Here is a 16,767-nt window from a genome sequence, read left to right on the forward strand (position 1 = left end):
TCGGTGAGTCTACGGCGACGCTACAACGGCTTGCGGTAGACAATAAACCCTGACTTCTCGGCTAGCTGGTCGTAGAGCTGCATCGCGTTGGTATTGGTTTCATGGGTTTGCCAGTACACGCGCGATGCACCGGCCTGGCGTGCGTTGGCATACACCGCTTCGATCAACGCGCGTCCGACACCCATGCCGCGTGCCGCCGGTATGGTGAACAGATCCTGCAGATAGCAGCTGTTCGCGCGGCTGATGGTGCTGCGATGGAACAGGTAGTGCGCCAGTCCCAGCAGCTGGCCATCGCCTTCGGCCACCAGCGCGTGCATCGGTTCGTCTGCCGCGAGAAAGCGCGACCACGTCTCGCGCGTGATCTCTTGCGCCAGCGCGGTGTCGCCGCTGCGGCCGTAGAACGCGTTGTAGCCGTCCCATAATGGCTTCCACGCATCGAAGTCCTGCGCGCCAACCGCGCGGATCGCGAAGCGAGCCGTCAACGCTGCACCATGCGTGCAAACCAGCGCCAGCCGCGCACGCGTTCGGCCACCAGCTTGGCGCTGGTGAGCATCGGCACCGCCAGTAGCGCACCCGGGATGCCCCACAACCAGCCCCAGAAGAGCAGCCACAGCAGGATCGCGATCGGGCTCAGGCGCATGCGATGCCCCTGGATCAGCGGCGTCACCAGGTTGCCTTCGACCGCCGTGATGCCGGCGAACGTGAGAGCCGGCAGCAGGGCCGCACCCGGCTCGTTGAAGTTGAGCAGGCCCACCACCGCAAGCACGGTCGTGGTGCTGATCGCGCCCACGTAGGGAATGAAGTTGGCCAGCATCGCCACCGTGCCCCACAGCAAGGGATCGGGCATGTGATACAGCCACAGCATGCCGGCGGTGACGGCGCCAAGGCCGAAGTTGATCAGCGTCGCCGTGAGGATGTAACGCGACACCTCGTACTGGATGCCGCGCACCACGTGGACGGCGTGTCGCTTGTAGCCGAAGTTGGGCGATGCCTCCACCAGTCGTCGCAGCATCAGGTCGCCGTAGACGAGGAAGAAGAACACCAATAAGACCACGGTGAGCACGCCGGCCAGGACCTTCGGCGTGGTCGCCACGATGTCCCACACGGTGATGGAGAGCGGCGACTGCGCCGAAGCCTGTACCTTCGTGGGCCCCGTGAGGCCTTGGGTGGCGCGGTTGGCCGCCTCAAGCGGCTGGGTGAAGTTGCGCAGCTTCGGGATAAAGCTGCGGATCGCCGTCGGCGCTTCGTGCACCCAGCCCAGGGCGGGCTGGGTGAGCGCACCCACGCCGAATCCGATGGCCGTCATCAGGCCGATCATCAGCACGCTGGCCGCCAGCCAGCGCGGAATCCCGATGCTCGAGCAACGCGCCACGATGGGATTGAGCGCAAGGCCGATGAACGAGGCGAGCACCAGCGGTATCAGCAGCTGCTTGGTGATGGTCACCGTATACATCAGCGCCAACGCCAGGAAGATATTGAGCACGACGCGGATACCGCGCAGGTGCCGGCGTGCACTCTGCGTGCGCTGCACCCGCATCAGGTTCATCCGCGGCTCGCGGCTGGGCACCATCGCGTCGACGGGTACCTCCGGTTGCGCCGCGTCACCTTCAGCGACGGGCGGCAGCGATGACATCGGCGTGTTCATGTGAAGTCGCCGGTGTCCTGCGTGACGTCGCCGGCGTTCTGCGTGAACTCGGCCACCAGTCGCATGGCCTGGCCCACGACTTCGGCTGCGGTGCCGCTCAGCAGCGCGCCCAGGCCCGGCACGCGTAGCGGATGCACATTGAGCTTGCCGAGCACGAAACCCGCGCCCGCGGCCAAGCCTACGGTCGTGAGCGGATGGCGTTGTCCACGCGCCAACAAGGCCTGGGCGGGTACCGCCAGCTCCTCGCGGGCATCCCGTGCACGGTTCTCCGCCGTACGTACCGCATGCAATTGCTTGAAGAGGCTCACGGCACGTCCTCCGGGTTGCTGCCCTGCGGACCGGGACGACGCAGGGTGTCACGCATCATCGCACTCCACTCGTTCCGCGTCGCGGGCAGCGTCATCCAGTGCATGCAGCGGCGGAACAACAGCATCGCGCCGGCGAGAAACAGCAGCTCCACCAGCGATAGCGCGGCCAACGCCCAGGCCCACGAGCCGAGCCACTGCGCCAGCAGCCAGCCGATCAGGCCCAGCAGGGTCAGCCCCATGCCTACGGCCGCCACGGTGGCGACCAGACCGGCGATGAGCAGCCAGTGGACGGCGCTGCGCGCCAGCCCCAATTCGGCGGACAACAGCTTCAGTTGTGCCCCAAAGAGCTTTTGAAAAGCCCGACCGAGACGGCCGATATCGTCCAGCAGGCCCGGTGGCGCAGGAGGTGGCGTCTCGTCAGGCGCGGCGGGCGCGTCTTCGCGTCCGGTCTGGTCCATCCCCTGTCCTCAGTCGTCTATCAGCGACGGAGTATGCGGCCAAGCAGCCAGCCGGCGCCAAGGGCGATGGCTACGGACTGCACGGGCTTCTCGCGCACATAGTCGCGTGCACGGTCCAGCCATTCGTCGGCGCGGTCGACGGCCTCGTCGTACACCTCACGTCCACGCTGGCGATATTCGTCGGCTTTCTCAGAGGCGCGGGTGGCGGTATCGGCGGCCTTGTCGGTGGCGCGATGCAGGCTGTCCTCGACCTTGTCGGCCGCGCGATCCACCGCTTCCTTGGTGCTGCTCACGGCGCTGGTGGTCGCCTGCTTGATGCGCTCGGCGCGTTCCTCGATGCGCTCGGCAGCGGTGTTTTCCTCGTGCGCCTGGACTTGCTTGTTCATGACGTTCTCCGTTGAAGCGGACATGCAATGGTCTTGAATCGGTGCCGCGAAGCGCATCGGGATTCAGCCCGATGCGCCGTTCGCTCAGCTCGCGCGCCTGAAAAAGGCGATCACAGCCAGGATCAGGAAGACGACGAACAGGATCTTCGCGATACTGGCAGCGGTACCGGCAATGCCGGTGAAACCGAACAAGGCAGCAATGATGGCGATGACCAGGAATACCAGGGCGTAGTGCAGCATGGGGCGATCCTCTCAGCGGACATGACATCGTCCTGCCGACCATTCACCCACAGCCCATGCCTTGCGAGCGTGAAAATGATCTCAGCCCACGCCGCCCTTTGGTCGCCGTTCACGCTGGCGACAAGGTCGTCTAAACGGCTGCGGGATTGATCGTATAGCTGCCCATCAGCTCGGCCTCGGCCAGCACATGGCCGTCCATCGCCGCGCGCAATGCGCTGACGGTGAAACCATCGGCCAGCTTGAGGCTTTCCACATCCAGCGCGTACAGGCGGAAATGGTAGTGATGCACGATGGAGTCGTTCCACGGCGGGCACGGGCCGTCGTAGCCGAGATATTCGCCGCGCATGTCGGCATCGCCGGCAAACCAGCCGGTGTAGTCGTTCACGCCCTGCACGCTGCCCGGCGGGCCGTACGGCGCGCGCTTGCCGCGCGGCACGATGCCGTCGCTGCAGGCGCCTTCGGCCAGTTCGCCGCATTCCACCGGAATATTGGCCATCAGCCAGTGCACGAATTCCACGCGCGGCAAATCGGCCGGCACGGTGCGTCCTTCCTGGTTCACGTCGTCCGGCTTGCTGGGCACGTCGAAGTCAAACACCGCCAGCACGAAGGAACGCGTGGCATGCGGTGCATCCTTCCACGCCAGGTGCGGGCTGAGGTTGTCGGACAAGGCGAAGGGTTCGCCGCGTTTGCCGAAAGCCAGTCGGGCCGGCATCGCCTGACCGTGTTCGAAACTGTCGCTACGCAATTGCAAGGTCGTTCTCCGGGATCAAAGCGAGTGGGTGAAGCGTCGCGCAAGCCGCGGCGCGTCAGGGGTTTTGGTACGTCACGCGGTAGAGCGCGCCGGCCAGGTCGTCGCTCACCAGCACGCTGCCGTCGGGGAGCGGCTGCACGTCGACCGGCCGGCCCCAGGTTTGTTCGTTCTGCTCGAATCCGTCCAGCAAAGGCTCATAGGCGGTGACCTTGTCGCCGCTCAGATGAGCGACCATCACGCGATAGCCGGACTTCCTGGTGCGATTCCACGAGCCATGCTCCGCCACGATGATCGCGCCCTTGTAGTTGGCGGGGAACTGCGAACCCTCGTAAAAGCGCATGCCCAGCGCCGCCACGTGCGCACCGAGCTTGTAGATCGGCGCACTGTAATCCTTGCAGTTCTTGCCCTGGCCGAACTCCGCATCGAGTGTGTCGCCCTGGTGGCAATAGGGATAACCGAAGTGCTCGCCCACGTGCGACAGGCGATTCAACTCGTCGCTGGGCATGTCATCGCCCATCAGGTCCCCTCCGTTGTCGGTGAACCACAGCTGCCTGGTCTTGGGCTGCCAGTCGAATCCCACGGTATTGCGGATACCTGAGGCGACATCTTCCAGGCCGCTGCCATCGGCGTTCATGCGCGTGAGCTTGGCGTAGTCCTTGTCCTTGTCGCAGATATTGCACGGCGCACCCACCGGCACGTAGAGCTTGCCGTCGGGACCGAACGCGATGAACTTCCAGGCGTGATGCGTCTCGGTGGGAAACTTGTCGAAGACCACGTCGGGCTTGGGCGGATCGTCGAGATGATTCTCGATGTCGCGCAGCACCAGGATCTTGCTCACCGCCGAGATGTACAGATCGCCATTCCTGAAGGCCACGCCCACCGGCAACTTCAGGCCGCTGGCGATCACGCGCACCTTGTCCGCGTGGCCGTCGTGCCTGCTGTCGGTAAGCGCATAGACCTTGCCCGCGCTATTGGAGCCGACGAACACCGTGCCCTTGGCGCCCAGCGCGATCTCGCGCGCATTGGGCACCTGGTCCGAGTACACGGCGACATGGAACCCCTTGGGCAAGGTGAGCTTTTCCAGTTGGGGCGCCGCCATGGCTGTGCAGGCCACCAGACATCCGAACAAACCCAGCATCAACTTGAGCATGGACGGCACTCCATCGCGGGAGTGTCGAAGCGTAGCGCCATCGCGGCGACGGGGAAACGTTTCACGCCAGGCTGTAGTGGAGGTCGTAGGAATGCACGCCGTTGGCGACGGTGATGGTGAGCGCGCCTTCGATGCCCGCCAGTTCGTCAGTGCCCGAATCGGGCACGATGGTTACCGACAGCTGCGGCGACCCGCGATGCATGCTGCCGCTGTGTTGCAGTGCGAAACGACCATGACGCCCGTGCAGGCTGCCTTCGACCCACTCCATCGCCACGTAGCCTGCCGAACCGTCGATCGGCGTGCCGACGGCGAGCATCGTTCCCTTGCTATGGCCCTGCAGATCGCCCTGGAAGACCTTGTCGATCACCAGACGGCCAACACCGGGATCGTCAATGCCTGCCTGCGGAGGCTGCGGCGTGATCTTCACTTCGAACGTGCCCTTGGCATGCATGGCCGGGTCTCCAGGCAGAACGGTGGTGAGACGGATGATGGAATGCCGTTGTGACAGCCACAAGGCCGCGCAGTGCTATCGCTGCGCCACCACGGCATTGAAACGTGCGGCGATGTACTCGTCAGTGAAGCTGGTCATGTCCCAGCCGCGGATATAGCCGCAATGGCCGCCGTAGTCGGAGATATCCAGCTCCACATTCGCCGGCAGATCGAGTCGTTCGAATGCCGCCACGGGGATGACCGGATCGTCGCGCGCGGTAAGAATGGTGCACGGCACGTGCATGCCTTCCAGCGCGCGACCGGCCACGGAATAGCCGTCCAGATAGGCTTCGAGCGAACCGAAATCGGTGTGCCGCGAGACCAGCGACGCGGTCAGTCCGCGCAGACTCTGCTTGAGCTCGGCCAGTTCGAAATACTGCACGTGCGGGAAGGCCGCCTGCTTGGCCTGCAGCGAACGCCGCCACTTGTGCATGAAGTACGCCTGGTAGAACCACGGCGCCTGCCCTTCCAGCGAGAACAGGCCTTCACCCGGATCGATGATCGGGCACACCGCCAGCGCATAGCTCAATGGCAGGCCTGCCGCCGGCGCGTGCATGGCCGCGCGCAAGGCGAAGTTGCCGCCGAGCGAAAAACCCGCCAGCGCAAGCGGTCGCGACGGGAAGCGTTGCGCAATGTCGTTCAGCGCATGCAGCACTTCGTCGATGCGGCAGGAATGGAACAAGGCCTCGTTGAGGTGATGGCTGTCGCCGTGATCGCGGAAATTCAGGCGGAACACGTCCCAGCCATCGGCCAGCAGCCGGCTTCCCGTCTGCAGCACATACGTGGAATCAACGCTGCCTTCCCAACCATGGAACAAGACGGCCAGACCGCGCGATTCCGATTGCGTCCTCTGCCTGGTGTAGGCACCGGTGAGGCGCACGCCATCACCGCCATTCACCACCACCTGCTGGGAATCCTGCAGCACCGTTTGCGCCGCCTTGGGCAGCATCAGGCGCCGCACGCCGCTGGAGGACAGCATGGTCTGGATGTGGCCACTGCGTAGCGGCCACGGTGGCTGAAAATCCTTACCCCGGGGCAGCGTCATGCGTGTTTTTCGTGTTCCGGCTTGTCTTCCAGCGCCATCGCAATGCGCTCGCGCGAGGTTTCCGCCATGCGACGGCGCGCGTCCGGCGCAGCCGGCACGGGTTCAAGGAAATGCACTTCGGCGTCGAGCGGGGCTTCGCCCAGCAGCCGCAGGAAGTTCTGCATGAAGTTCTCGTGCTCGCGGAAACCGGCATCCAGGACGCGACGGCCGTCGCGCGCAAAGCGCAGCGCCACCGGCTGCACCGGCACCTCGGCATCGAGCGCCGCCTGGAAGATGCGCGCATGGAAGACGCGCAACACGCCGTTGTGTCCGGTACCGCCCTCCGGGAAGACCGCCACGGAACGCCCCCCGCGCAGCCGATCCACCATCACCTGCATCACCGCTGCCAGCGAGTGATTGCTGCCGCGGCGATGGAAAATGGTGCCGCCCGCCGACGCCAGCCAGCCCACCAGCGGCCAGCTGGCAATTTCCGCCTTGGCCACGAAGCACGCCGCGCGCTGGCTGTGCAGCAGCTCGATATCGATCCAGGAGGTGTGGTTGGCGACGAACAGCACAGGATCGGCCAGCGGCTGGCCAACGCGCACAGAGCGCAGACCGAAGATGCGGAGCAGGGCTGTCGACCACCAGCGGATGGTGCGATGCGCAAACGGCTCGCGGCCATCTTTCATCACCGCGTCACGGCGCCAGGTAAGCACCAGGGCACACAGCAGCACGCCCAATACGATGTGCAGCAGCAGCAGCGGCACGCGCCAGAAGTAGCGCAGGGGCCGAATGACGTCTCGGCGGGCTGGGGCGGAGAGGGATTGGCTATTCATCAGTCCGGTTAGTTTAGCGTTAGTCGACCCCTGCGTCCCCGCGTCGCAGCATCAATGTTCCAGCTGCGACAGGGGCAAGGCCGAGGACCGTTTCACGGTCCGCAGCACGAAGCTGGAATTGACATCGGCCACCCCCGACGCGTTCAGCAGGCGATCCAGCAGGAAGCGCGAAAAATCCTGCAGGTCAGCCACATAGACATGCAACAGGTAGTCCATGTCGCCGGTCAGCGCATAACAGGACACCACCTCCGGCCAACCGTTCACCAGCTCCACGAAGCGCTCGACCACGGCGCTCTCATGCTTGCCCAGCTGCACGCGGACAAAAGCCTGCAGGCCCAGCCCTACGGCCTGGGGATCCACCTGGGCGGTATAGCCGGTCAATACGCCGTCGGCCTCCAGGCGCTGGAGGCGGCGCAGACAGGCCGAAGGCGACAGGCTGACCTTCTCGGCCAGGTCGGCATTGGTGATGCGGCCGTCGGACTGCAGGACGGCCAGAATCCGCAGATCGGTGCGGTCCAAGGTAGCCATGGCAATAAATCTCCATAGATACGGATGAGGGAACACGATTATTGCTTAGCTGAACTGAATCAATGCAATAAAACAATCATCGTGCGCGGCAATCGCCCTATGCTGGCTTATCCAAGCAGGTCGGCCTTGTTTCCAGGAGCACGCCATGAACACCCCTCCCCGCCGCGTCGAACATCAGCAGACCGATCGCGGCTATGTCCCGGTGTATGCCACCGGCGTGGTGGAGCAGCCTTGGGCGGATTACTCCGCTACCGACCATGAAGTGTGGGACACGCTCTACCAGCGCCAGAGCGACCTCCTGCCTGGCCGCGCCTGTCAGGAATTCCTTGATGGCGTGGCACGTTTCGGCATGGGCGCCGGCGGCATCCCCAAGTTCTCCGAGCTCAACAAGGTGCTGGGCGCTGCGACCGGCTGGGAAGTGGTCGCGGTGGAAGGCCTGCTGCCGGACGAGGTGTTCTTCGACCATCTCGCGCATCGCCGCTTTCCGGTGAGCTGGTGGATCCGCAAGCCGGACCAGCTCGATTACCTCAGCGAACCGGACCTGTTCCACGACCTGTTCGGCCACGTGCCGTTGTTGCTCAACCCGGTGTTCGCCGACTACATGCAGGCCTACGGCCGCGGCGGTATGAAGGCCTTCGCGATCGGCCCCGAAGCGCTGATGAACCTCACGCGCCTGTACTGGTACACGGTGGAGTTCGGCCTGATCAACACCAAGGACGGTATGCGCATCTACGGCGCCGGCATCGTGAGCTCCAAGGGCGAGTCGATCTACTCGCTGGATTCGGCCTCGCCCAACCGCATCGGCTTCGGCCTGGAGCGCGTGATGAGCACGCGTTACCGCATCGACACGTTCCAGCAGACGTATTTCGTCATCGACAGCTTTGAACAGCTGTTCGAGGCGACGCGTCCGGACTTCACGCCGATCTACGCCAGCCTGCGCGAGCAGCCGGCGTATGCGGCAGGCGACGTGCTGGAGAGCGACCGCGTGTTCACGCGCGGCAACCGCGAAGGCTGGGCGACGAACGCCGACACCTGATCGTCAGCTCTACCGCAAAGACACAGAAGGCCCGCCTCGCGCGGGCCTTTTCGTGCGTGCGCGCCTGCGTCCGAATGCCCTACGAGCACATGACCTGGATCAACAGCGAGCAACGACTTCCTAACGACCATGACGTTGTCCCCCAACGAAAACATGATGGAACAACGCCATGAAAGTCCTGCTTCCCCTCGTCATTGCCGCGGCTCTTGGCACGCTCGCCGCTCCCACGGCCCACGCTGAAGGCACCGATTCGTGGGTGCTGCGCGTCGGCGGCGCCGTGGTCGCCCCCAAGGACAACAACGGCACCCTGGCCGGCGCACGTGCGAACGTGAGCAGCAGCACGCGACCGACCATCGACCTCGAATACATGTTCACCCCGAACTGGGGCGTGGACGCGCTGGGTGCGTGGCCGTTCCTGCATGACGTCAAGCTCGCCGGCCTGGGCACAGTGGCGCGCACCAAGCAATTGCCGCCGACCTTCGGCGTCAACTATCACTTCATGCCTGATGCGGCCTGGTCGCCGTTCCTGGGCGTGGGCGTCAACTACACCAACTTCTTCGGCACGCATGGCACCGGCGCGCTCTACGGCAACAGCGTGAGCATCGCCAACAGCTGGGGTGGCGCCGTGCGCGCGGGTTTCGACCTGAGGATTTCCGAGAAGTGGCTGGCCACGGTGGACGTGCGCTGGGCCAATATCGAGAGCGACGTGAAGGTCAACAACACCAAGGTAGGCACCGCCAAGATCGATCCGGTGGTGTTCGGCGCCAGCGTCGGCTACCGCTTCTAAGGGGAGACCAGTCGGCACGGAAGCTGCGCGGGGCCCTTCGCAAGAAGGGCCCCGTTTTTTTCGCAGGCGCTCAGCCGCGCTTCCACTCATCCACGGTGAGCACCTGGCCGATGCGCTTGCCGTCCCAGCGGTACATCAGGTGCTGCGCCTGCACGCAGGGCGCCACGCGGTCGGGATAGAACACGGCGACGCATTCGCCCCCGGCATGCCGCACGCTGTCGTAGACCAGCCCGTCGGAACCTTGCTCACGCAGCTTGCGCGCCAGCGCAACGCCTGCCGCGTAGTTGTCCGGATCGTGCTCGGGTTTCCAACCGCCACGCAGGTCGTGCAACTTGGCCTGGATGCTGGTGCTGTAACAGCGCATCTCGATATCGCACGGCGGCTCGGCCGTTGCCGCCAGAAACAGCTCGCGGTGATAGACCGTCTCTTCGACCGCCGTGGCCACACTATGCGCGGCGTAGAACACGCCCCAGCTGCCATCCGAAAAACGGCTGCCTTCGGGATTGAGATGGGTGAACGCGGCCATCACCGGCGTGCTGCCGGGGCCACTGATGCGCCGATCCGGCGGGACCAGATGCAGGTCGCCGATATCGTTGCGCAGACGCGGATTGGTCATCGCCTCGATGGCGTACAGCGCTTCAAGGTCGCCCGGATCAGCGATACGGTCGAACACGCCGATGGGCGGAAAACGGCTGGGCACGATGCGGTAAGCGTGACCCCAGCGGACGCGTTTGAGCGGTGGAATGTCGGCCATGACGTGAAGCTCTCGCGCGGTCTGCCAGAGGGGAGAAGTATGGCCTGAGGGCGTATCGGGGGTTGCGACGTGGAGCGCAGGGTTTTGTCTGGGGTGGATGTCTGAGGAAAGCCGCAAGTCTGCGGTCGCGCACAAGTGCGCTCCTACAAAAGGCGTCGGGGTCAGCCGCGTTGGGCGTCGAGGTACTGGCGCACCACATAAAGGTCGGCGACGTTGCCCGAGAGCATGCGTTCCAGTGCCGATTGGCCGCCGAACAAGCTGGAGCGGTTGGCGCGATGGACCCAGCCGTCCGCCTGGTCCGCATCGGGAAACAGGATCTGCAGGTCCTTGAAGATGCCCAGCAGGTAGCTGATGCGCTCGAGCGTGTCGCGCCCCAGGGTGCCGCTCTGCAGCCGCTTCCACTTGTAGAAAGTGGATTCCGGCGGATCGCCCAACAGGCGGCGCTGGTCGGCAATGCGCAGGTTCCAGCGCTCGGCGATATTGAAGAAAGCGCGCAAGGCGGGGCCGCCGAGATCGGCGATGGGATGGGTTTCAGGCTGGAGATGAGCCGCCATGGTTCAACTCTCCCAGTGAAGTTAGGAGCCAATTTACTCCACTGATGCATTTTTCGCCAGTGGTCCGGTCATCCGCCGTTCGGCCAGTACAGCGCGCGCACGGGTCGCCGCATACTCGGCCCGCCCGGTGACGCCCACGTGGCATCGATCAGAGGGAAACCCATGCGTATTCAAGTCATTGCCGCCGCCACGCTGCTGTCGTTCCATGCCCTCGCCGTCCACGCCGAGGTGAAGGAAGCCGCGCCCGATCACCTGCTGATCCAGGACGCCCGCACCGTCCACGCACCGCCCGAGAAGCTCTATGCGGCGCTGATCGACGTAGCCAAGTGGTGGAACAGCGAACACACCTACTCTGGCGACGCCTCGCACGTGAGCCTCAAGGCCGAGGCCGGCGGCTGCTTCTGCGAACGCTGGAATGACCAGAGCGTGCAGCACGGCCGGGTGATCTGGGCCGCGCCGGGCCATCTGCTGCGCATGGATGCCGCGCTGGGTCCGTTTCAAGCCATGGCCGTGCAAGGCGTGCTGACCTTCACGCTCAAGCCCGCGCCGGAAGGCACCGCGTTGGCGCTGGAATACCGCGTCAACGGTTCCAGCGCCAGCGGGCTCGACAGGATTGCGCCGGTCGCCAACGGCATGCTGATGGAACAGCTGCAGCGACTGCAGCGTTATGCGGAAACCGGCAAGAGCACACCGGCCAAACCCTGAGTTTTCGCGAATGCCACGCCCCCAGCCAAGCCGGGGTCGTGGTGGGGCGACTTACTTCTTCGCGTCCTTGTCCTTTGCGCAATCGCAGCCGAAATCCGGTGCCGGTCCACCGTCGGCAATGAAACGATCGATGCGCTGCTCCAGCACCGGCAGCGGCACCGAGCCGATCTGCAGCACGGTGTCATGGAAGTGGCGGATGTCGAACTTCGAACCCAGCGCCTGCTCGGCCTTCTGGCGCAGCGCCAGGATCTTCAGGTAGCCCAGTTCATACGACAGCGCCTGGCCCGGCCAGCTGATGTAGCGATCCACTTCGTTGGCGATCTCGCGATCGGACAAGGCGGTGTTCTGCGTCATGAAGTCGATCGCCTGCTGGCGCGTCCAGCCCAGGTGATGGATGCCGGTGTCGACCACCAGTCGGCAGGCGCGCCACATCTGGTAGGTGAGGTAACCGAAGCGATCGTAGGGCGTCTTATAGATGCCCATCTCATTGCCCAGGTACTCCGAGTACAGGCCCCAACCCTCGCCGTAGGCCGAGATATAACCCTCGCGACGGAAGTCCGGCTGGCCGCGCTGCTCGGACGCCAGCGCCAGCTGCAGTGAATGGCCGGGCGCCGATTCGTGCAACGTCAGCGCCGGCATGTTGTACAGCGGACGCGACGGCAGGTCATAGGTGTTGACCAGATACGTGCTGGCGCCGCCGCGGCCCGAGGTGTAATACGGCGCGATATCGGCCGGCACCGGCACGATGGCGAAGCGCTGGCGCGGCAGGCGGCCGAATTCCTTGCCGAGCTGCGCGTCTACCTGCTTGGCCACCCACGCGGTGCGCATCAGCAGTTCGTCGGGCGTCTTGGCGTAGAACTGCGGATCGGTACGCAGGAAGTGCAGGAAATCGGCGAAGCTTCCCTTGAAGCCCGACTCCTGCATGGTCTTGACCATCTCGGCATGGATCTTGTCCACCTGCTCCTGGCCGATCTTGTGGATGGTGTCCGGATCCAGATCGAGCGTGGTGTATTCGATGATCTGCTGGCGATAGAACGCCTTGCCGTCGGGCATGGCTTCGGCGGCGAGCGTGGTGCGTGCCTTGGGCACGTAGTCGTTGCGATAGAAGCTGAGCAGGTTGGCGTAGGCCGGGATTACCTTGTTGCTGATTGCCTTCTTGGCGGCATCGCGCAGCTTGATCGCGTCGGCGGCCGGCACGGTCGAGGGCATCTTCTCGAACGGCTTGTAGAAAGTGCTCTGGGTCGGGTCCTTCAACTCCGATACCGAGCTGATGGACGCGTCGCGTCCCTTGAGCACTTCGCGCGGCACGGTGAAGCCACGCGCCAGACCGTCGCGCATATTGTCGATCTGCTGCTGGAAGTACGCAGGCACCTGGTTGAGGCGATCGATGTAGCGCTGATAATCCTGCGTGGTGCGCAGCCGGTCGCCTTCGAGCACATAGCCCAGGTCGCTCCAGAACGCCGAGTCGCTGTTGAACGGCATCTGCCACTGCTTGAACTTCTGCGAGGCGAGCAGGTTCTGGATCTGCGCCCGGTATACGGCGTAGTTCACCTGGTCTTCCGGCGACAGTTGCTTGACGTCGATGCCATCGAGGTCGTTGGACACCTTCTGCCAATAGTCCTGGCGCTTCTGCTGGTTGGCCGCGTCCACATTGTCCAGGCGCGAGCCATTGGGTTGTGCTTCACCCGAGCTGGCAATGCCGGACTGGCCGTTGCGCCACGTCCACTCCTGCTCGTAGATCTGCTTGAAGCGTGCATCGGCGCTGGTATCGGCCCAGGCCGGCGCGGCCAGTGCGAGCGTGGTGGCCGCGGCCAGCCAGGTGGTGCGTAGAGCTTTCTTCACTGCGGGTTTCCCTTTGCCAAAGAGGTCGTGAGCGGCGATGCCGACACGGCATCCTCCACGCTCCAGTCATCCAGCGCCTGTGGCGGAAGCTGGGGTAGCGCTATGCGGGACAGCGCGTCCCGCGCATCGCCCTTCAATCGTGCCACGCGCAACTCAATGCCACGACTGGCCAGCCATGTAGCGAAATCGGCGAGGGATTCGAGCGAGGTGCCGTCCAGGTCCGGGCTTTCCTCCAGGCTGAGCACGACGCGACGCAGGCCTTGGCCCGCTTTGACGCGTTCGCGGGCCTGGGCCAGCATGGCCTCGGCATTGGCGAAGAACAGCGGCTCCTCCGGCCGCACGATCAGCATGCCCGGTACCTGCAGCGCCTCGGGATGTTGCGCCGTGTCCACGAAATCGTGCCCGTCGGCCAGCCGCCCCAGTATGCCCAGCCGGGGCGTGGCGAGCTGGCGCAACAGCATTACCAGACTGAAGGCGATGGCGAACAGCAAGCCGTTGAGGATGCCCAGCGACAACACCGCCACCACCGCCGCCAGCAGCACTAGCCGGTCGCGTTGCCAGCGAAAATACGGTGCGAACACCGACACCCGCAGCGATTTGCTCACCGCGTGGATCACGATGGCCGCCAGCACCGGCTGGGGAATGCGCTCGATCCAGCGCAAGGCCAACAACACCAGCACGAGCACGCTGACGGCACCGATAAGGCCGGCAAGGCGCGACCGCGCACCGGCCGCCTCGTTCGCCGAGGTGCCGGAATATCCTGCGCCCACCGGCATGCCGTGCAGCGCACCGGAGATCACATTGGCGATGCCGAGCACCAGCAGGTCGCGATTGGGATTCACTGTGTCGCCATGCTTCAGCGCAAAGCCGCGGATCGAGCTATAGGACTCTGCATAGAGAATGAGCAGCAGCGCTGCCGCCAATTCCACACTGGGCAACCACTGGTCGCTGCGCGGCCACGTCGGCCAACCCAGATCGGTCGCCAGCTGGATGGGGCCCGTCAACGCCACGCCATGCGCCGCCAGCCAACCCGATGCCAGCACGCCCAGTGCGATGGCCACCAGACTTCCCGGCAGCCGACGAATGCGCTCGCAGGCAAACAGCAGCAGCAACGCAACCAGGCCCGCACCCAACGCCGCCACGTTCACCTGCGGCAACACCTTCGCCAATTGCACGATCAGCAGCGGCATGAAATCGCCATGCACGTCCGCCACACCCAGCAGATGCGGCAGCTGCTTGAGTGCGATGACACAGGCAAGCCCAAAGGTGTAGCCACGCAGCACAGGACGCGCAATCAGATGCGACAACCCACCCAGTCGCGCCGCACCGGCCACCAGAAAACAGCCGCCTGCCAGCACCACGAGCGTTCCCGCCAATGCGACCCTCGAAATACTGTCACCACCAGACAGCGCCAACGTTCCCGCCGCCAGCACAGCTGCCGACGACGAAGTGGCGGACACGATCGCATAGCGACTGCGCCCCAACAGCCCATACGTAGCCAACCCCACGAACAAAGCAATCACGCCCGCCTGCGGCGGCAGGTTGGCGATACCGGAATAAGCGACCGCTTCGGGGATCAGCAGGCCGGCAATGGAGAGACCTGCGACCAGATCCAGATGCCAGGTGGATGGCGCTTTGGCTACGACGGGTGGTGTTGTCGTGGGCATGGGGCGCTTCCGGCATGGATGGGGGGGAGGGTAGCTGATTGCGGGGATGGTTCGTTGTTGCCGACCTCGGGTTGCTCGCCGCTTAGGCGCGGGCGGATTTTCGCTACCCATCGGCTCGCAGCACCGTCGCGCCCGCTCTTCTGTGGGAGCGCACCCTGTGCGCGACCGCCACGCTGCGGTGCACCGCTCCGTAGGTTTGTCGCGCACAGGGTGCGCTCCCACAAAGAGCCGAGCGGCAAGATTGATCGGCCATCTCCATACCTGCGTCCCCCTTGTAGGAGCGCACTTGTGCGCGACCGCACTACCTGGATGTACCGCTCCGTCGGCTGGTCGCGCACAAGTGCGCTCCTACAAAAGAGCCGCCCGACAGCGTCGGACGTCGCGTGGCTCTTGATGCGGCTCTTGATCTCGGGGTCCCCGTATGACGCGGCGGGCGGGTGGAGGAAAGCCCGAAGGGTGGCCGCAGGGATGCGGCCAGTTTTTCGACAGGACAGGGATGTCCTGTCGAAAAACCCCGGAGCCCGACCGCGCACCTGGAGGGCGCAGCCCGGAAGGCGCGTCATCCGGGGGGCCCTTCTCTTTGGTTACTTTCTCTTGGGCAAGCAAGAGAAAGTAACCCGGCCTTCCCAAAAAGGGGACTAGCTTTGCGTCGCCGGCAGGAGGTCGGAAGCCCGCGGCAGGCGGGCCAGGTCGCTGTATCGCGACAACTAAAGACCGAGGCTCTGGATGACCAGCCTTTGGCTGTTGAAAAGCGCTTCCGGCCTACGCCGGAATGACGAGCGAAAGAAGACTGCGGCACCTCCAAACAACGAGGCAGGGTTGGCCCCTCACCCCAACCCTCTCCCCGGCGGGGAGGGGGAGCGAAAGGCCTCAGCTCTCCATCCCCTCGTAATACCCCCGCATCGCCTGCAGATAGGCGTCCAGATTGCGCCCCTCCACACTGTCGAAGCGCTCACCCGTAATCGAACACCCATGAATGCGATCCGGGCGAAAATTGCGGAAGCCCACGCGCAACCGACACCAGCTGCCCAAGGTCCACGCACCACCCCAGAACGCCAGACACAACGGCTCAACCTCGCGCGTACTGGTACGGCCAGCTTCATCGCTGTATTCCAGCCGCAGCACCTGGTTATCCGTGATGGCCGCGTTGAGACGGTCAATCAACGCGGCGAAATCGGTCTTGGTCTGGTCACGCCAGATCGGCGCATAGATGCGCGTACGCGTGGAGCGCTCGCGCAACTCGGCAGGCAGGACGGCTTCGATCTTCAGCAGCGCGGCCTGCGCGCTCTCCGCCAGTTTCTGCCCGGCGAAGGCACGCACGAAGCGCGTGCCGACCACCAGCGATTCGAGTTCGTCGGCGGTGAACATCAGCGGCGGGATGTCCGAACCTTTGCGCAGCACGTAACCGACACCGGCTTCTCCCTCGATGGGCACGCCGGAGAGCTGCAGGTCAGCCACATCGCGGTAAACGGTGCGCAACGACACACCGAGTGTGCCCGCAAGCTGACGCGCCTGCAGCGCGGTCCGGCGACCCCGCAAGGCGTGGATGATGAGGAACAACCGGTCGGCGCGACGCATCCGTGGATGATGGCGGAGCGGCGCGCCCG

Annotated in this window: 20 protein-coding genes; 3 read left to right on the plus strand and 17 right to left on the minus strand. The window is 64.7% G+C overall.

Going from position 1 to position 16,767, the window contains the following annotated elements; all coding sequences use genetic code 11:
- Positions 1 to 20: 20 nt before the first annotated feature.
- The 12 genes from AC1DE1_RS16555 to AC1DE1_RS16610 form a co-directional block, all read right to left on the minus strand.
- The gene (locus tag AC1DE1_RS16555) at positions 21 to 482 is read right to left on the minus strand and encodes a GNAT family N-acetyltransferase (RefSeq protein WP_441601773.1); all 462 of its coding nucleotides are present in this window, start codon (positions 480 to 482) and stop codon (positions 21 to 23) included.
- Positions 479 to 1,546, minus strand: coding sequence for an AI-2E family transporter (locus AC1DE1_RS16560; RefSeq protein ID WP_441602133.1), 1,068 nt, complete (start codon positions 1,544 to 1,546; stop codon positions 479 to 481). Before AC1DE1_RS16560 ends, AC1DE1_RS16555 begins: the two co-directional genes overlap by 4 nt.
- 95 nt (positions 1,547 to 1,641) lie before the next feature.
- Positions 1,642 to 1,953: a hypothetical protein gene (locus tag AC1DE1_RS16565; RefSeq protein WP_441601774.1), complete on the minus strand. Its 312-nt coding sequence runs from the start codon at positions 1,951 to 1,953 to the stop codon at positions 1,642 to 1,644.
- A complete protein-coding gene (locus AC1DE1_RS16570; protein WP_441601775.1) occupies positions 1,950 to 2,411 on the minus strand; it encodes an ABC transporter ATP-binding protein in 462 nt (153 codons plus the stop codon). The genes AC1DE1_RS16565 and AC1DE1_RS16570 overlap by 4 nt, the downstream gene beginning before the upstream one ends.
- 20 nt (positions 2,412 to 2,431) lie before the next feature.
- A complete protein-coding gene (locus AC1DE1_RS16575) occupies positions 2,432 to 2,797 on the minus strand; it encodes an ElaB/YgaM/YqjD family protein (protein WP_441601776.1) in 366 nt (121 codons plus the stop codon).
- Positions 2,798 to 2,881: 84 nt separating this feature from the next.
- Positions 2,882 to 3,037: a DUF1328 domain-containing protein gene (locus AC1DE1_RS16580; RefSeq protein ID WP_441601777.1), complete on the minus strand. Its 156-nt coding sequence runs from the start codon at positions 3,035 to 3,037 to the stop codon at positions 2,882 to 2,884.
- A gap of 130 nt (positions 3,038 to 3,167) precedes the next feature.
- The gene (locus AC1DE1_RS16585; RefSeq protein ID WP_441601778.1) at positions 3,168 to 3,788 is read right to left on the minus strand and encodes a YbhB/YbcL family Raf kinase inhibitor-like protein; all 621 of its coding nucleotides are present in this window, start codon (positions 3,786 to 3,788) and stop codon (positions 3,168 to 3,170) included.
- A 55-nt stretch (positions 3,789 to 3,843) separates the two neighbouring features.
- Positions 3,844 to 4,938 carry a PQQ-dependent sugar dehydrogenase gene (locus AC1DE1_RS16590; RefSeq protein ID WP_477179153.1) on the minus strand — a complete coding sequence of 365 codons (1,095 nt, stop codon included), beginning with the start codon at positions 4,936 to 4,938 and terminating at the stop codon, positions 3,844 to 3,846.
- 61 nt (positions 4,939 to 4,999) lie between these two features.
- On the minus strand, positions 5,000 to 5,389 hold the full coding sequence (locus AC1DE1_RS16595; protein WP_441601780.1) for a DUF3224 domain-containing protein: 390 nt from the start codon (positions 5,387 to 5,389) through the stop codon (positions 5,000 to 5,002).
- Between the two features lie 75 nt (positions 5,390 to 5,464).
- Positions 5,465 to 6,472 (minus strand): YheT family hydrolase, encoded by a 1,008-nt coding sequence (locus AC1DE1_RS16600; RefSeq protein ID WP_441601781.1) that lies wholly within the window; start codon positions 6,470 to 6,472, stop codon positions 5,465 to 5,467.
- On the minus strand, positions 6,469 to 7,287 hold the full coding sequence (locus AC1DE1_RS16605; protein ID WP_441601782.1) for a lysophospholipid acyltransferase family protein: 819 nt from the start codon (positions 7,285 to 7,287) through the stop codon (positions 6,469 to 6,471). Before AC1DE1_RS16605 ends, AC1DE1_RS16600 begins: the two co-directional genes overlap by 4 nt.
- Before the next feature lie 51 nt (positions 7,288 to 7,338).
- Positions 7,339 to 7,815: an Lrp/AsnC family transcriptional regulator gene (locus AC1DE1_RS16610; protein ID WP_441601783.1), complete on the minus strand. Its 477-nt coding sequence runs from the start codon at positions 7,813 to 7,815 to the stop codon at positions 7,339 to 7,341.
- Between the two features lie 145 nt (positions 7,816 to 7,960).
- Here AC1DE1_RS16610 and phhA point away from each other — a divergent pair, with 145 nt between their 5' ends.
- Positions 7,961 to 8,851, plus strand: a complete 891-nt coding sequence (phhA, locus tag AC1DE1_RS16615; RefSeq protein WP_441601784.1) for a phenylalanine 4-monooxygenase — start codon at positions 7,961 to 7,963, stop codon at positions 8,849 to 8,851.
- Between the two features lie 169 nt (positions 8,852 to 9,020).
- Positions 9,021 to 9,638, plus strand: a complete 618-nt coding sequence (locus AC1DE1_RS16620; protein ID WP_441601785.1) for an OmpW/AlkL family protein — start codon at positions 9,021 to 9,023, stop codon at positions 9,636 to 9,638.
- Between the two features lie 70 nt (positions 9,639 to 9,708).
- Here the strand turns inward: AC1DE1_RS16620 and AC1DE1_RS16625 are convergent, their stop codons facing one another.
- Entirely contained in the window at positions 9,709 to 10,392 is a 684-nt protein-coding gene (locus AC1DE1_RS16625) for an RES family NAD+ phosphorylase (RefSeq protein ID WP_441601786.1), read from the minus strand.
- Positions 10,393 to 10,553: 161 nt separating this feature from the next.
- A complete protein-coding gene (locus AC1DE1_RS16630) occupies positions 10,554 to 10,946 on the minus strand; it encodes an MbcA/ParS/Xre antitoxin family protein (RefSeq protein WP_441601787.1) in 393 nt (130 codons plus the stop codon).
- A 162-nt stretch (positions 10,947 to 11,108) separates the two neighbouring features.
- Between AC1DE1_RS16630 and AC1DE1_RS16635 the strand changes: the two genes are divergently transcribed.
- Positions 11,109 to 11,651 carry an SRPBCC family protein gene (locus tag AC1DE1_RS16635; RefSeq protein ID WP_441601788.1) on the plus strand — a complete coding sequence of 181 codons (543 nt, stop codon included), beginning with the start codon at positions 11,109 to 11,111 and terminating at the stop codon, positions 11,649 to 11,651.
- 51 nt (positions 11,652 to 11,702) lie between these two features.
- Here AC1DE1_RS16635 and AC1DE1_RS16640 read toward each other — a convergent pair whose 3' ends face one another.
- From AC1DE1_RS16640 to AC1DE1_RS16650, 3 genes are all read right to left on the minus strand, one after another.
- Positions 11,703 to 13,493, minus strand: coding sequence for a DUF885 domain-containing protein (locus AC1DE1_RS16640; protein WP_441601789.1), 1,791 nt, complete (start codon positions 13,491 to 13,493; stop codon positions 11,703 to 11,705).
- A complete protein-coding gene (locus AC1DE1_RS16645) occupies positions 13,490 to 15,160 on the minus strand; it encodes a SulP family inorganic anion transporter (protein WP_441601790.1) in 1,671 nt (556 codons plus the stop codon). The genes AC1DE1_RS16640 and AC1DE1_RS16645 overlap by 4 nt, the downstream gene beginning before the upstream one ends.
- Positions 15,161 to 16,030: 870 nt before the next feature.
- Entirely contained in the window at positions 16,031 to 16,738 is a 708-nt protein-coding gene (locus AC1DE1_RS16650) for a helix-turn-helix transcriptional regulator (protein ID WP_441601791.1), read from the minus strand.
- Between the last annotated feature and the right edge of the window lie 29 nt (positions 16,739 to 16,767).

This window comes from Dyella sp. 05T440, from assembly GCF_056395965.1.

Coding starts and splice junctions, on each gene's coding strand:
- AC1DE1_RS16570 (WP_441601775.1), bottom strand. CDS start 2,411: ATGGACCAGACCGGACGCGAAGACGCGCCCGCCGCGCCTGACGAGACG.
- AC1DE1_RS16620 (WP_441601785.1), top strand. CDS start 9,021: ATGAAAGTCCTGCTTCCCCTCGTCATTGCCGCGGCTCTTGGCACGCTC.
- AC1DE1_RS16600 (WP_441601781.1), bottom strand. CDS start 6,472: ATGACGCTGCCCCGGGGTAAGGATTTTCAGCCACCGTGGCCGCTACGC.
- AC1DE1_RS16635 (WP_441601788.1), top strand. CDS start 11,109: ATGCGTATTCAAGTCATTGCCGCCGCCACGCTGCTGTCGTTCCATGCC.
- AC1DE1_RS16560 (WP_441602133.1), bottom strand. CDS start 1,546: ATGAACCTGATGCGGGTGCAGCGCACGCAGAGTGCACGCCGGCACCTG.
- phhA (WP_441601784.1), top strand. CDS start 7,961: ATGAACACCCCTCCCCGCCGCGTCGAACATCAGCAGACCGATCGCGGC.
- AC1DE1_RS16580 (WP_441601777.1), bottom strand. CDS start 3,037: ATGCTGCACTACGCCCTGGTATTCCTGGTCATCGCCATCATTGCTGCC.
- AC1DE1_RS16605 (WP_441601782.1), bottom strand. CDS start 7,287: ATGAATAGCCAATCCCTCTCCGCCCCAGCCCGCCGAGACGTCATTCGG.
- AC1DE1_RS16575 (WP_441601776.1), bottom strand. CDS start 2,797: ATGAACAAGCAAGTCCAGGCGCACGAGGAAAACACCGCTGCCGAGCGC.
- AC1DE1_RS16590 (WP_477179153.1), bottom strand. CDS start 4,938: ATGCTCAAGTTGATGCTGGGTTTGTTCGGATGTCTGGTGGCCTGCACA.
- AC1DE1_RS16630 (WP_441601787.1), bottom strand. CDS start 10,946: ATGGCGGCTCATCTCCAGCCTGAAACCCATCCCATCGCCGATCTCGGC.
- AC1DE1_RS16645 (WP_441601790.1), bottom strand. CDS start 15,160: ATGCCCACGACAACACCACCCGTCGTAGCCAAAGCGCCATCCACCTGG.
- AC1DE1_RS16610 (WP_441601783.1), bottom strand. CDS start 7,815: ATGGCTACCTTGGACCGCACCGATCTGCGGATTCTGGCCGTCCTGCAG.
- AC1DE1_RS16625 (WP_441601786.1), bottom strand. CDS start 10,392: ATGGCCGACATTCCACCGCTCAAACGCGTCCGCTGGGGTCACGCTTAC.
- AC1DE1_RS16595 (WP_441601780.1), bottom strand. CDS start 5,389: ATGCATGCCAAGGGCACGTTCGAAGTGAAGATCACGCCGCAGCCTCCG.
- AC1DE1_RS16650 (WP_441601791.1), bottom strand. CDS start 16,738: ATGCGTCGCGCCGACCGGTTGTTCCTCATCATCCACGCCTTGCGGGGT.